General features: G+C 63.3%; 9 protein-coding genes. 8 read left to right on the top strand and 1 reads right to left on the bottom strand.

The genetic code is table 11. The annotated features are described in order from the left end of the window. Window positions 1-92 precede the first annotated feature (92 nt). Both glmM and thiD read left to right on the top strand, forming a co-directional pair. Entirely contained in the window at window positions 93-1,451 is a 1,359-nt protein-coding gene (gene glmM, locus G442_RS0104180) for a phosphoglucosamine mutase (protein WP_026396971.1), read from the top strand. Between the two features lie 3 nt (window positions 1,452-1,454). Further along, window positions 1,455-2,258 carry a bifunctional hydroxymethylpyrimidine kinase/phosphomethylpyrimidine kinase gene (thiD, locus tag G442_RS0104175; protein ID WP_026396970.1) on the top strand — a complete coding sequence of 268 codons (804 nt, stop codon included), beginning with the start codon at window positions 1,455-1,457 and terminating at the stop codon, window positions 2,256-2,258. A gap of 15 nt (window positions 2,259-2,273) precedes the next feature. On the opposite strand, the gene ctrA is transcribed toward thiD, so the two are convergent. Then, window positions 2,274-3,014, bottom strand: a complete 741-nt coding sequence (ctrA, locus tag G442_RS0104170) for a response regulator transcription factor CtrA (RefSeq protein WP_026396969.1) — start codon at window positions 3,012-3,014, stop codon at window positions 2,274-2,276. A 178-nt stretch (window positions 3,015-3,192) separates the two neighbouring features. Here ctrA and fliI point away from each other — a divergent pair, with 178 nt between their 5' ends. The 6 genes from fliI (at window position 3,193) to G442_RS0104140 (ending at window position 14,412) form a co-directional block, all read left to right on the top strand. Further along, window positions 3,193-4,581: a flagellar protein export ATPase FliI gene (gene fliI, locus G442_RS0104165; RefSeq protein WP_035376148.1), complete on the top strand. Its 1,389-nt coding sequence runs from the start codon at window positions 3,193-3,195 to the stop codon at window positions 4,579-4,581. Window positions 4,582-4,621: 40 nt separating this feature from the next. Then, window positions 4,622-5,062 (top strand): flagellar FliJ family protein, encoded by a 441-nt coding sequence (locus G442_RS0104160; protein ID WP_026396967.1) that lies wholly within the window; start codon window positions 4,622-4,624, stop codon window positions 5,060-5,062. Window positions 5,063-5,181: 119 nt separating this feature from the next. Next, window positions 5,182-5,685, top strand: coding sequence for a tRNA (adenosine(37)-N6)-threonylcarbamoyltransferase complex ATPase subunit type 1 TsaE (gene tsaE, locus G442_RS0104155; protein WP_026396966.1), 504 nt, complete (start codon window positions 5,182-5,184; stop codon window positions 5,683-5,685). Next, window positions 5,682-8,765 (top strand): double-strand break repair protein AddB, encoded by a 3,084-nt coding sequence (addB, locus tag G442_RS0104150; RefSeq protein ID WP_026396965.1) that lies wholly within the window; start codon window positions 5,682-5,684, stop codon window positions 8,763-8,765. The genes tsaE and addB overlap by 4 nt, the downstream gene beginning before the upstream one ends. Then, the gene (addA, locus tag G442_RS0104145; protein ID WP_246789318.1) at window positions 8,762-12,295 is read left to right on the top strand and encodes a double-strand break repair helicase AddA; all 3,534 of its coding nucleotides are present in this window, start codon (window positions 8,762-8,764) and stop codon (window positions 12,293-12,295) included. Before addB ends, addA begins: the two co-directional genes overlap by 4 nt. 380 nt (window positions 12,296-12,675) lie before the next feature. Beyond that, the gene (locus G442_RS0104140; RefSeq protein ID WP_026396963.1) at window positions 12,676-14,412 is read left to right on the top strand and encodes an alpha-glucosidase; all 1,737 of its coding nucleotides are present in this window, start codon (window positions 12,676-12,678) and stop codon (window positions 14,410-14,412) included. The last annotated feature ends 118 nt before the right edge of the window (window positions 14,413-14,530 follow it).

Genomic DNA, 14,530 nt, shown 5'->3' with positions numbered 1-14,530 from the left:
GATGGTGGCTCTTCGGCGCGACCGGGCCTAAGAAGGGGTAAATCTGGCGGGTGAGGGCGGATCGACCCTCACGCGAGCATTACAGGCGCGGCATGAACACGACACGACGATATTTCGGCACCGACGGCATCCGGGGCACCGCCAACACTTCTCCCATGACGGTTGAGGTGGCTCAGAAGCTGGGACAGGCGGCGGGGCTGCATTTCAGGCGGGGCTCGCACCGCCATCGCGTCGTGGTTGGCAAGGACACGCGCCTGTCCGGTTACATGATCGAGTGCGCGTTGGTCGCTGGTTTCCTTTCGGCCGGGATGGACGTGACGCTGGTGGGACCGATGCCGACGCCCGCCATCGCCATGCTGACGCGCTCGCTGCGCGCCGATCTCGGCGTTATGATTTCCGCGTCGCATAATCCTTTCGGCGACAACGGCATCAAGCTGTTTGGGCCGGACGGTTTCAAATTGTCGGACCGAGAGGAGACGACCATCGAGGCGCTGATGGGCGCTGACCTGTCGTCACGCCTCGCCTCGCCGTCCGAGATCGGACGCGCGTCCCGCCTGAACGACGCCGCCGGAAGGTATGTCGAGCACGCAAAGGCGTCCTTTCCGCGTGGTCGCCGTCTGGATGGCCTGAAGATCGTCATCGACTGCGCCCACGGCGCCGCCTACCGCGTCGCGCCAACCGCGCTGTGGGAACTCGGTGCAGACGTCATTCGCCTTGGCTGTACGCCTGATGGCGTCAACATCAACGAAGGATGCGGTTCTACGCACCCTGAGTCGCTTTGCGAAGCGGTGGTCGCGCACGGCGCCGATCTCGGGATCGCTCTGGACGGCGACGCCGACCGGATGTTGCTTGCCGACGAGACGGGGCGGCTGATCGATGGCGATCAGATTATCGGCCTGATCGCTCGCTCATGGGCGGCGCAAAACAGGCTGGCTACCTCCTCGGTCGTCACGACGGTGATGTCCAACATGGGGTTGGAGCGTTTTCTGTCTTCGCTGAAGCTCAATCTCGTCCGTACTGCGGTCGGCGATCGCTATGTCGTAGAGCGTATGCGAGAAGACGGCGCCAATCTGGGGGGGGAGCAGTCCGGGCATGTGGTGCTTTCCGACTTTGCGACAACCGGAGACGGGCTGGTCGCAGCGTTGCAGGTTCTTGCCGTGCTGATCGAGGACGGGCGTCCGGCCAGTGAAGTTTGCAGCGTGTTCACGCCATTTCCGCAAAAACTGAAGAACATCCGCTTCTCCGGCCCCAGCCCGCTGAAGCTTCCGGATGTGGAAGCAGCGCGCGACGCCATCGTCGCACGGCTTGGCGATAGTGGACGACTGGTGCTGCGGGAAAGTGGCACAGAGCCGCTGGTGCGGGTGATGGTCGAGGCTGAAGACGCCGCTATTGTGGATGCCGCAGTCGACGATATGTGCGCCGCGATCCAGAACACCCGCGTTCCGGCCTGACCCTTGCAAGGTCGGGTTCTCAGTATCGCGGGTAGCGACTCTGGCGGTGGCGCTGGGATTCAGGCCGATCTGAAGACAGTCACGGCTTTGGGCGGTTTCGCGATGACGGCGATAACCGCCCTGACCGCACAAAATACTGTGGGTGTTTTCGGCGTGGTTGAAACGCCTCCGGAGTTTTTGAGAACGCAGATCCGGTGCGTGCTCGACGACATAGGAACGGACGCGTTCAAGAGCGGGATGCTGGGCGGGGCCGATAATATCGCGGTTGTGGCTGAGGAAATCGCCGCCTATCGCACGGTTCCGTTCGTTCTCGATCCGGTGATGATCGCCAAGGGAGGCGCCGCGCTTTTGCACGACAACGCCGTTGACGCCCTGATCGGGGTTCTAATGCCGTTGGCGACGGTGATCACGCCCAATATCCCTGAGGCCGAGCGGTTGATCGGCCGCCGCATCGTCGACGAGCGCGATATGGTGGAAGCCGGGCGGCAGGTGTGCGCGCTGGGAGCTTCTGCGGTTCTGGTGAAAGGCGGTCATCTGCCGGGGACGATATTGACGGATGTGCTGATCGCCGACGGTGTGGAGGAGGCGTTTACCGCTCCGAGAATCGAAACCCGGCACACGCATGGGACCGGGTGCACGTTGGCCAGCGCCATAGCCACGCGGCTGGCGCAAGGCCGTTCGTTGCGAGACGCCGTGGCGGACGCGCGCGCTTATCTGCGCGCGGCGATCGAGAGCGCGCCGGGGTACGGCGCGGGGGCCGGCCCGCTCAACCACGGCGTAGCGATTACTGAAATCGCGCGTGGTTGACGCCTCGTATTGCGATCAGGCGGCGAACTGGTCGAGGTTCGCCAGTTCGCTGACCTGTTCCGCCGTTTCGACGCCAGGTCTCTGGTTGGGTTCGCGCAGCATATAGCCGCGCCCCCAGACGGTGGTGATGAGATTGCCCGCTCCGGCCGCCTGCAATTTTTTTCGCAATTTGCAGATGAATACGTCGATGATCTTCATCTCTGGTTCATCCATCCCGCCATATAAGTGGTTGAGAAAAGCATCTTTTGTAAGAACCATGCCTTTGCGGAGGACCAGAAGCTCCAGAATCGCGTATTCCTTGCCCGTCAAATGGACCGGAGCTTCGTCAACCTTGACTTCCCGACTGTCGAGGCTGAGGCATAGAGAGCCGATCCGCAGCGTGGGTTCGCTGAAACCCTTGGACCGGCGCAGGATCGCTTGCATGCGGGCGACCAGTTCATCTGCGTCGAAGGGCTTCGTCAGATAATCGTCCGCGCCGACCGAGAAGGCTTTAACCTTCGCCTGCGGGCGTGTCAGGCTGGATAGAACGATGATCGGCGTGGTCACGCGGGCGGCTCGGACGCGGCGGACCACTTCGTAGCCTTCCATGTCGCGGAGCATCAGTTCGAGTACCGCGAGGTCGTAGTCGTAATGCCGCAACATTTCGATCGCCTCTTCGCCCGCGGCGACGTGATCCACTGTGAAACCGGCGCTTTTCATGATCTGGGCGATTTCCCCGACCGCGCCCATATCGTCCTCAACCAGCAATACACGCATTTTTCGACCCCCCGTGTGACGTTGATCAATCGTTACCATTTATGGTTGTATGTGTCCAAAGAAAATTCTCGTAAAACGTGTATAAAGACATCTGTATGGTGATAAATATAGAAACATCGCATCATTTTTGATTAAATTCCCGGAAAAGTATCGATTTATTGGGGGGTTGCTCGTGTCGATGAGCATTCTTGATCGAATATCGGCAACTTGTGCGTGTATTCCTGCGGCCGTCGCTACTGCGCGAATCGCATCGATTTCCGGCCTTGCTGTGACAGTGAACGGCCTGGCGGGGTTGGCCAGTATCGGTGATCGCGTAACGATTGTGCGCAGAGACGGGTCGGAGACGCTGGCGGAGATAGTCGGCTTCTCTTCGAAGACCGCGCGAGCGATGGCCTTCGGTAGCCTCGACGGCGTCGGCGCTGGAGCAGAAGTGAGGTTGCCGGTGTTCATCGGCGCCCGGGCGCCAACGCCAGGGGGGAGCCTTCGTGTGTCGGAGGCGTGGATCGGACGCATCGTCGATCCGCTCGGCCGTCCGCTGGATGGAAAAGGCCCTCTTCCGCCGGGTCCTGAATGGCGCGCCGTGAGGGCTGCGCCGCCCGACGCCACACTTCGCGCGCGGTTGGGGCCGCGCATCGATCTTGGCGTACGCGCCATGAACCTGTTCACCACTTGCCGGCAGGGGCAGCGGCTCGGTCTCTTCGCCGGGTCCGGTGTCGGCAAATCGACGCTTCTTTCCATGTTGGCCCGCAACACCGCCTGTGACGTGTCCGTCATTTCTCTGGTCGGAGAGCGCGGGCGTGAAGTCCGGGAATTCGTGGAAGACGATCTCGGCCCGGAAGGTCTGGCGCGTTCTGTCGTGGTCGTCGCGACGTCGGACGCGCCTCCACTGATGCGGCGAGAGGCGGCTTACGCGGCGACGGCCGTGGCGGAGTATTTCCGCGACCGGGGCAAGTCGGCGTTGCTCTTGATGGATAGCGTCACACGTTTCTGTCAGGCGTTGCGGGAGATCGGTCTTTCCACGGGAGAGCCCCCCGCGACCCGTGGCTATCCTCCCTCGGTGTTCGCCGAACTGCCCCGATTGCTGGAGCGCGCGGGGCCGGGACTGGCTCAGGCGGACGGAGCGGCAGGGCAGATCACGGCGCTGTTTACGGTTCTGGTGGAGGGAGACGACCACAATGAACCTGTCGCCGACGCCGTAAGAGGCATTCTGGACGGGCACATCGTGCTCGACCGCAAGATTGGCGAGGCAGGTCGTTATCCCGCTATCGACGTGCTGCGCTCTCTCTCCCGTTCCGTGCCGGGTTGTAATTCCGGTGCGGAGAATGCGTTGACCCGCCGCGCTCGAAGTCTGATGTCAGTGCACGCGGATATGGCCGATATGATTCGGCTCGGCGCCTATCGACCCGGTTCGGATCCCAGAGTTGATGAAGCCATCGCTCTGGTTCCCGGGATCGAGACTGTTCTGGCTCAGGATCGCCGCGAGCGCTCCACTTTGTCAGCTTCATTCGACGCTCTGCGCGACGTCCTGCGCGAAGAGCCTGTTCCCGCCGACGTCACGCCCTCCTGATGCATCGCCGTCTTTTCCACCTTAACTCAGGACAATTGTCATGCCTTCCTCGGCTCTCCCTTCCTTACGGCGTCTGAGAAAACAGGAGCTGGAAGAAGCGCAAACGATGCTGGCCGCCGCGCAGGCGCGCGCGATGATCGCGGCGGACGCGGTAAAGACAGCCGAGCAGAACCTGCTCAACGAGCGGGAGGCGGCGATGGATTTCTCCGCAGACGATCACGTGGTCGAAGCGTATTCGCGGTGGCTGCCGGTCGGTCGCGCCGCGCTGGAACGGGCTCGCGGACTCGAGCAGGATGTGGCGATGGAGGTGGAGGCGAGCCGGACCCGTCTGACGCTCGCTCGCGCGGCGTTCGAGGCGGTCGAAAAGTTGATGGATATCAGGCGTCAGGAGGAAGAGGCGGTCAGTCGCCGGAAAGAGCAGAACGCGCTCGATGATATTGCCGGGCGCGTAAGGTCCGCATCGGAGGCGGAACCGGAGTAAAGACGTAGAGGGCCGATTTCTCGACGAAGCTTTTCTGGTCGCGCGCTTTTCCGGCGCCGCCCCCTGACGCATGACGGTCGTGACGGGTAAGAATGGCGCACGCCAGCAGGAGTCGGGACATGACCGCCGCACAAGTCGAACTTCCTACCCGTGCCGACACGGAGCGGCTGGCGCGCTCCATCGCGGGCCTCGCGCGCTCCGGCGACGCGATCCTTTTGTCCGGGCCGCTAGGGGCGGGGAAAAGCGTTTTCGCGCGGGCCTTTCTGCGCGCCCTGCATGACGATCCGGCGCTGGATGTTCCCAGTCCGACGTTCACTCTTGTCCAGATGTATGAGAGTCCCGACATGGCCGTCGCGCATTTCGACCTGTGGCGCCTTGACGGGCCCGAGGCTCTGGAGGAGCTCGGGTGGGATGACGCGCGGGCAGGGATCGTGCTCGTCGAATGGCCGGAGAGGCTCGGGGCGCTCGCACCCTCGGGTGCGCTGCATGTGACGTTGACGCCCGTTCCGGTGGAATCTGTGGAGGATTTCGCCGCTGAGGACGCGCCGCGTATCGCCGTGGTGGAGGGATGGCCGGATCGCTATCCGGCCGGTCGTCGGGCTGGCGGTGAGGGCGCGTTGTGACCGGCGCTTCGAGCATTTTTACGATTCCGGCGCACCTGCGTTTTCTTGACGAAATCGCCGCGCGCTGGGCCGCCGGGGTTGATAACGACGTCGAGCGCATTGGTGACGGCGCCATCCTGTTGCCGGGTCGACGGGCGGCCCGCGCTCTGACCGAGGCGTTTTTACGCCATGCCGACGGCCGCGCTGTCCTGCTGCCCCGCATCATGCCGATCGGCGGTCTGGATGAGGCGGAGACTGCGTTGGGGAGTTCCGACAGTCTGCTTCTGCCCCCCGCCGTTCCGGCAATGCGACGACTGGCGGTTCTGACGCGACTGGTTCTTCAGGCCGGGCAGGCGTTTGGAACGCGCCCGACGCTGGATCAGGCGTGGCCGCTGGCGCGGGCGCTGGCTGACCTGATGGACGAGGCCGAATGGGCGGGCGTCGATCTCGCCGAGCGGCTCCCGGAGGCGGTTGAGGACGGGTTCGCCGATCACTGGCGGGTGACGCTGGATTTCCTGCGCATCGTCACGGCGGCGTGGCCGCAATGGCTCGAAGAGCAGGGGCTGATGAACCCGGTCGCGCGGCGGATCGCGCTTCTGAGGGCGCAGGGGCGCTACTGGGAAGGCGTGAGCGCGTTGTCGGGTCAGGACGGGCGGCTATGGGCGGTAGGATTCACCGATGCCCTGCCTGCCACCGTGGACGCCCTGCGCGGCGTGCTGGCGCATCCGGCCGGGCTGCTGATTCTGCCCGGTCTTGATCTCTCGATGGACGACGACAGTTTCGCGGCCCTGCCCGACGGGCATCCGCAGAACGGGTTGTCGCGGTTGCTTGCCGATCTGGACGTGACGCGCGGAGACGTGACGTGCTGGGACTCGGTTTTCGGCGTTGAAGAAGAACGCGCACGCGCCGGCATCGCCGGGCGGTCGACGACGATCGCCCGGGTGCTGCTGCCCGCCACGGCGCTGGGGGACTGGGCCGCGAATCCGGAGCGCGGATCCTGCGCCGAGCTGACGCGCCTGACGCCTGCTGATCAGCAGGAAGAAGCAGCCGCCATTGCGCTGGCTTTGCGCGCGGCCATTGAGACGCCGGATCGGCGGGCGGCGCTCGTCACCCCCGACCGCACGCTGGCGGGGCGCGTGGCCGCCGAACTGCGGCGTTGGGACGTGCTGGCGGACGACAGCGCGGGCGAGCCCTTGCTCGCCACGCCGCCCGCCACATTGCTGCGCCTTGTCGCGCAGGCGGCTGACAGCGCGCTGGCGCCTGTGACGTTGCTTGCGCTATTGAAACATCCTTTGGTTGCATGTGGGTTTACGCTTGGAGATTGCCGCGCTTCGGCGCGCCTTCTGGAGCGCCGTCTCCTGCGCGGGCCAGCGCCAGCGCCTGGACTCGCCGGGCTGCGCGCGCGGCTGGCGTCGGTGCGTGGAGAGCGGACCGACGGGGACGACGGCTCCTCGGCCGATCGCCCCGACAGCCCGGCCTCGCTCGATATTTTTCTCGATGCGCTCGACAGATGTCTGGCTCCGGCGCTTACGGCGGCGGCGGAAGACAGGCCCCTTCCCGAGCAGGTCAAGGCGTTGCTGGAAACCGTCGAGGCGCTGGCGACGACGGCGGAGACGTCGGGCGCCGAGCGGATGTGGCGTGGAGAAGAAGGCGAGGCTCTGGCGCAGCGATGTTCGGAGTTGATCGCGGCGACGGATATTCTGCCGCCCCAGCCTTGGGCCGTGCTCGACGGACTGCTCTGCGCCGTGTTGAGCGAAGACCGCGTCGCGACCCGACGTGTCTTGCGTGGGCGGGACGACGCGATTCTGACTCTGCATCCGCGTGTGTTCATCTGGGGTTTGACGGAAGCGCGTTTGCAGAGCGTCGAGGTGATGGTGCTCGGCGGTCTGGTGGAAGGGGTGTGGCCGCCTGCGACCGACCCGGGGCCGTGGCTAAGCCGCCCCATGCGCGCCCGCGTCGGGTTGCCGTCCCCGGAGCGCGGCATAGGGCAGGCCGCGCATGATTTTGCGTCCTGCGTGGCGGCGGCTGAAGAGGTGATTTTATCTACGCCCGGACGTAGGGACGGCGCGCCCGCGGTGCCCGCCCGCTGGCTGGTGCGGCTCGATGCGTTCCTCGCCGGGCGTGGGCAGTCCTTGCCCGAGCATCCCGCTCAGGCGTGGCTCAAGCGGCTTGATCGGCCGGAAGGCGCGGCCGTTGCGGCGGTTCCGCCGCAGCCGCGTCCGCCGCTCGCACGTCGTCCGCGCCGGTTGAGCGTCACCGAAATCGAGACGTGGATTCGCGATCCTTACGCAATCTATGCGCGACATGTGCTGCGTCTGCGGCCGCTTGATCCGCTGGAGCAGTCTGTCGACGCCTCGGATTATGGAACTCTGGTGCATGCGGCGCTTGAGCGTTGGTTGACTGAGATCGGCGTCGGATGGCCGCACGATGCACAGGCGCGTTTGCGCGGGATTTTCGAAAATTGCCTTGATGAGGCTGGCTTGCGGCCAGCGCTCGCGGCGTGGTGGCGTCCTCGGCTGATGCGGATCGCGGAATGGGTGGCTGAGGCGGAAGGCGCGCGTCGTGGGGAAGGCGCTCCGCGCGTCATCCTGACAGAGGCGTCCGGGCTGGCGACGATTACCGATGCGCCGGGCGGCGCGTTTCAGTTGAAGGGCCGTGCCGACAGAATCGATCTTTTCGACGACGGTTCGGCAGCGCTTCTCGATTACAAGACTGGCTCGGTTCCAAGCGGAAAAGCTGTGCTTGAAGGCTGGAGCCCGCAACTTCCTCTTGAGGCCGCAATGTTGGTGCGCGGAGCTTTCCCGAACGCCACGACGAAGGCGGCCGATGTGGAGCTTCTCCCTTCGGCCTTGCTGTACTGGCGCCTGACGGGAGGCGCGCCGCCCGGGGAGGAGACCGCCGTCACGTCAAAGGTGGGAACGGCGGGAGAACTTGCCGAACGGGCTTGGGAAAGTTTGCGGCGTCGCGTCATGGAATACGATAATCCGGATCAACCTTATCTCTCACATCCGCATCCGGGGCAGGAGCCCCGTTTCGCGGATTACGCACAGCTTGCGCGCGTCGCGGAATGGAGCGCCGCGCGCGAGGAGGGCGGGGAATGACACGGACCGCTATTGAAATCGCCTGCGCGGAGCAGGATGAAGCGTCCGACCCCCGCGCATCTGTCTTTGTCTCGGCGTCGGCGGGAAGCGGCAAGACGAAGCTTTTGATCGATCGCCTGCTGCGGCTGATGTTGCCGCGTGTGAACCCGGACGATCCGGGCGGTCCGTGGTTGCCGGGGGCAGATCCGGGCCGCATCCTGTGCTTGACATTCACCAAGGCGGCCGCAGCAGAAATGGCGATCCGGTTACAGCGGACGCTTGGCGCGTGGGTGACGCTGCCTGACGCGGAGCTGGACGTCGCCCTGCGTAGCCTTCGTGCGCCGGTGGCGGCGCGTGCGCAGGCGCGGGCCCTTTTCGCTCGCGTTCTGGATATGCCCGGCGGCATGAGGATCGGCACGATTCACGCGTTCTGCCAGTCCCTGCTGCGACGTTTTCCGCTTGAGGCGGCGATCAATCCGCATTTCCAGCTTATGGAGGACACCGACGCGTCGCTGGCTTTGCAGGAGGTGACGGAAACCGAACTGGCGCGCTTGCCGCCCGTGACGGTGGGCGCTCTCGCATCACAGATAGGATTACGCGATTTCACCGAACTGGTGACCACGCTGAAGAGCGCGAAGGCCGCTCCCCGCGCGCTGGAGCTTGCGCGCAGAGATCCGGAGGGTTTGAAGCAGGGGCTGTCGCGCGCGCTTGGCGTCGGAGAGGAGGCGTTGGGCGATGCCGACGTCGATCCGCTACTTGCGGCCTGCGCGGATATTCCAGACGAGAACAGGTTACGAGACGCCATAGCCTTGGTCGCGGCGGAGGGTGCGGAAAGCGCGAAGAAGATGGCTGTGTCCATGCTGGACTGGCTGTCGCAGCATCCGCCGGAACGCGCCGCGCATTGGTCGGAGTGGCGTGGCCTGTTTCTGACCAGTAAGGGAGAGCCGAGAAAAAACGCGGGGCTCAACAAAAAATTGCTCGATGCGCACGAAGACGTTCTTGCGCCGTTTGAAGCGGAGGCCGCCCGGATTCTCCGCGTGGAGGAAGTCCGCCGAGCGCGCGTTTTGATCACGTTGACCCTCGCTCTTCTGGGGGCGGCGGCCCCGGTTATCGAATCTTACGGCGCGCGCAAATCGCTGCTTGGACAAGTGGAGTATGACGATCTGATCGCCCGGACGCTCGGGCTGCTGCGCGATCCGGGTTCGGCCTGGGTGCTCTACAAGCTGGACGGAGGCGTCGATCACCTGCTGCTGGACGAGGTGCAGGACACGTCGCGCGTACAATGGGAGATAGCCGGAGGTCTGACTTCCGAGTTTTTCGTCGGCGAGGGTGCACGAGATCCTGCGGCCGGGCCACGCACGGTCTTCGCCGTGGGCGACTACAAACAGTCCATTTATGGATTTCAGGGCGCCGATCCGGATGCTTTTCGTGACTGGCGGAGGATTTTCGAACGCCGTGTGCGGGACGGGGGCGGCGAGTGGCGGGAGCCTGCGCTGAACGTGTCGTTTCGCTCTACGGCGCCGGTTCTGAAACTCGTCGATTCTGTCTTTGCGCATTCTCTGGCCGCACGTGGCGTCAGTGACCCGGGTCAGCCCGCGTCGCATCACGAAAGCGCACGGCCGGGGCAGGGCGGTCGCGTTGAACTGTGGCCTCTGGTTCCTCGTTTGGAGCAGGGCGGCGAAGACGCGACGTCGGATATGGACGTCGCGCTCGATCCGTGGGCTGCGCCGACGCGCAATGCGGGGCTCGTCTCTCCACCGCAGCGACTGGCCGATACGTTGGCGCGCTGGATCGCAGCGGAGTTGCTGAAGCCGCCCGCGCCGGGCGAGCGACAGCTGACCCCGGGAGACGTGCTCGTGCTCGTGCCTCGGCGCTCCGCCTTCGTGCGGGCGTTTGTGCGCGCGTTGAAATCTGCGGACGTGCCGGTCGCGACGCTGGTGCGCACGGGGTTGGCCGATCAGACGGTCGTGCAGGATCTGCTGGCGCTTTGCGACGCGTTGCTGCTGCCGCAGGACGATCTGACGCTGGCCTGCGTGCTGACCTCGCCGCTTGGCGGTCTTGCCGACGACAGCCTGATGGCGTTGGCCATGGAGCGGCAGGAGGGGGAGCCGCTGTGGACCGTTTTGCGTGAGCGTCATGCGCAACGGCCTGACTGGGCGACGGCCTGGCATATTCTGTCGGGTCTCTTCAGGCGCGTGGATTACCTGTCTCCCTATGGACTTTTGTCGGAAGCTCTGGGCGCGTTCGGCGGGCGCGCGCGGCTGCTTGCGCGTCTTGGGCCAGAGGCAGGGGAGCCGATCGATGAATTGCTCTCGGCCAGTCTGCGCTACGAAGATTCTCATGCGCCGTCGCTGCAGGGGTTTCTGCACTGGCTTCGGCAATCGAACGAGAGCGTGAAGCGGGAGCCCGAAGCGAGCAGCGACGCAGTGCGCGTGATGACCGCGCACGGCTCCAAGGGGTTGCAGGCGCGGCTGGTGATCCTGCCGGACACGACCGGTTCGCCGCGTGCGGAATCCCGCTTGTTATGGCTGGACGATCGCCTTGGCCCTCTGCCGGTGCTGACGCCGCGCAGCGATTTGGGCACGGAGGCGACGCGGGCGCTCCGCGAAACGATGCGGGTGAAGGCGGCGGAGGAATATAACCGGCTGCTTTACGTCGCCCTGACCCGCGCGAGCGATCGACTGGTCGTGTGCGGGTGGGAGCCGCGCAAACTGCAGGAAGAGAGCTGGTACGCACGGTGTCTGGCGGGCTTCGAGGCTGCGGAGGCTGGCGTCGAGCTATCCGGGCTCGGGTGGGGCGGCCAATGTCTGGTGATCGAGGAGCGGGCGACGGTCGAGGCGAAATCCGCTGCCGCCGCGCCGTCAACGCCGCCGCCGCCCACGCCGATGTGGATGGGCGCCGCCCCTGACTGGCGTCCCGCCCCGCCGCCCCGGGAGCCTGCTCTCGCCCGGCCGCTCAGTCCCAGCCGGCCAGACGACGTGGGCATGGGCGAGCGTCCGGCTTCCCGCTCCCCGCTGGAGGTGGCGTCCATTACGCCCGACGCTGCGCGTGAGGCGGCGTTCCGGCGCGGCGCGCTTGCGCACGCCCTCTTGCAATTTCTTCCTGATCGGCCAGCCGCCGACCGTACGCAGGTGGCCTATGACTGGTTGCTGAGGCCGGGCAACGGGTTGGACGAGGGCGAGGCGGCGCGACTGGTGGCCCGCGTGCTGGAAGTGATGGAGCACGCCGAGTTGGAGCCGCTCTTCGCGCCGGAAGCTCGGGCGGAGCAGCGTCTTGCGGGCGTTGTTCACGGCAATGTGGTGGTAGGGCAGGTCGATCGTATGCGCGTCCTCGACGACACGGTTATGATCTGCGACTTCAAGACCAATCGTCGTCCGCCTGTTTCTGTCGAGCGCACGCCGGTTCTCTATCTGCGCCAGATGGCGGCTTATCGCGACCTGTTACGCGCGCTTTATCCGGGTCGTATTGTGCGGTGCAGTCTGGTCTGGACGGAAGCGCCTATGGTCATGGAGCTGCCTGACGCGCTCCTGGATGAGCATGAGGTCGTCTGACGAGAGTGATTTCTTGTTCATGTCAAATTTATCAGGGGTTTTCTAAGGTCTGAAGGTTTTGTGTCCAGAATTCTGATTCGGGGTAACGCGAAGTATTCACTGCATTATTCAGCCGTGCGCAGATGGAGGCGTAGCATCGATTTTTTTGTTCTTTGTCGTGTACAAGACGGTGATGCAGGACTAAGGCCACGGCAGAGTTTCGCTTAAATCACGGAAAGACAATAAACGGGTCAACGCTGGACGTTTGTGTTTTGCAGCTTTACGTTTCGTGAAAATGGGCAGCCACCTTGGCTGGCGATTCACATGCTGTCGGTTGCTGGACATCGTACAATCATTTTGTGATCATTATGGTCTGTGCCGCCGAATCAGGAAATTCACTCATGACAGTCACGAGACGCGCGCTGATTGCGCTCGCCGCAGGCGCCGCCGCGTCGCCTCGTTTCACAAGCGCTGCGTCGCCGAAGTCCGTCTGGTGGCAGGAGGCGGTGTTTTACGAAATATACCCACGCTCGTTTCAAGACGGGAATGGCGATGGGATCGGCGACTTCCTAGGCATGGCTGAACGCGTGGATTATCTCGCCGATCTTGGCGTTGACGCGATCTGGGTCGCGGCGTGTTTCGATAGCCCGAACGCCGACAACGGTTATGACGTGAGTGATTATCGTAAAATCATGCCTGATTTCGGCACGATGCGGAATTTTGACAGTTTCCTCGAACGCACAAAAAAACGTGGAATACGCGTCATTCTGGATATGGTTTTCAACCATACCAGCGACAAGCATTCATGGTTTATGAAAAGCCGCTCTTCGAAAGATAATTTCTATCGCGATTTCTACCATTGGCATGACGGCATGGACGGTGCTGCGCCAACCAACTGGCGCTCGGTGTTTGGCGGTTCGGCCTGGACGCTGGATTCGCACACTAATCAATATTACCTGCATACGTTTACGAACAGGCAGCCCGATTTGAATTGGGAAAACCATCATGTAAGAAACGAGTTGTATGCGATTTTGAAGTTCTGGTCGGACAAAGGGGTCGACGGGTTCCGTTTCGATGCGATCACCAGCATCGCCAAGCCATTGGAGCTGTATGATCTCTCGGCGCAGGATATCGCCGCAGGCCGTTCTTTCGCTGATCGTGGCGAGCGTCTGCACGCCCATCTACGCGATATGTCCGCCCATTGCAACGTCGACTCCAGACTTTACTTTGTGGGAGAGACATGGGGCGCGGATCGCAATCTGTTCGTTGAGCTGACGCAGGCGGATCGTCACGAACTCTCCGCGGGATTTCCTTTCGATTTCCAGATGAAAGATATCGAAGGCGGTTGGCGCAAGCTGCCCTGTAAATTATCGGATTTGCGTGCCTTCAACGCCGGGAACGCGTTTGACGATAAACCCGGCGTCTGGCCGGTAGTCTGGCTTGAGGACCACGACTTTCCTCGCTCAGTCTCCCGTTACGGGTCGCAAAAGCCCGAGTTCCGATCAAGGTCTGCCAAGATGCTGGCGGTGATGATTTTGTCGTTGCGCGGCACGCCCTTCCTTTATCAGGGGCAGGAAATAGGCATGGAAAATTACCCCTTCACGTCGATCGACCAATTTAATGATGTCACCGCGCATAATGTCTGGAGCGAGCAGGTTGGCGGACATCACGTAACGCCGGCTGACATGTTGGCCAATCTTGCGGATACAACACGCGATAATGCGCGTACGCCCATGCAGTGGGATACGACCCGCAACGCTGGGTTCTCGACCGGAACGTCATGGATGCTGGTCAACCCGGATTATCGGACGACCAACGTCGCCGCACAGATAGACGATCGTAACTCCGTGTTTGACTTCTATAAGGCAATGATAAGGACCAGAAAAACTCAACCGGCGTTGGTCCATGGAAAGTATCGCGACGTCTCTTCAGATGATGGCGCGATTTACGCCTTTCGACGGGAGCACCCTGCGGGGAATACGCTGACGATCATGAATTTTTCGGACTCTATCGAAATTTTTCGCATCCCGCAGGGCGTGAAACCCACCAGAGTTCTGATCGCGAACATGCCGGAGCGCTCGATTGTAGAGCCGTCTCTGACGCTGGAGCCGTGGGAAGGCATGATTATCGCGATTTAGGGTGGATTCATTGGAAGGCGCGCCACCGGGCGCTCGGCCTTACGGGCATTTGGCGCAACAGACGCTATTTGAAGGGACGCCGAAAACGTGAAGTTTTTGTGACGCGGTTGAGTCTAAA

Origin of the sequence: Acetobacter nitrogenifigens DSM 23921 = NBRC 105050 (assembly GCF_000429165.1) — a bacterium.
Taxonomy (GTDB): Bacteria; Pseudomonadota; Alphaproteobacteria; order Acetobacterales; family Acetobacteraceae; genus Acetobacter; species Acetobacter nitrogenifigens.
Note: the sequence above shows the minus strand (reverse complement) of the source record. Positions and strands in the feature narration are given on the sequence as shown.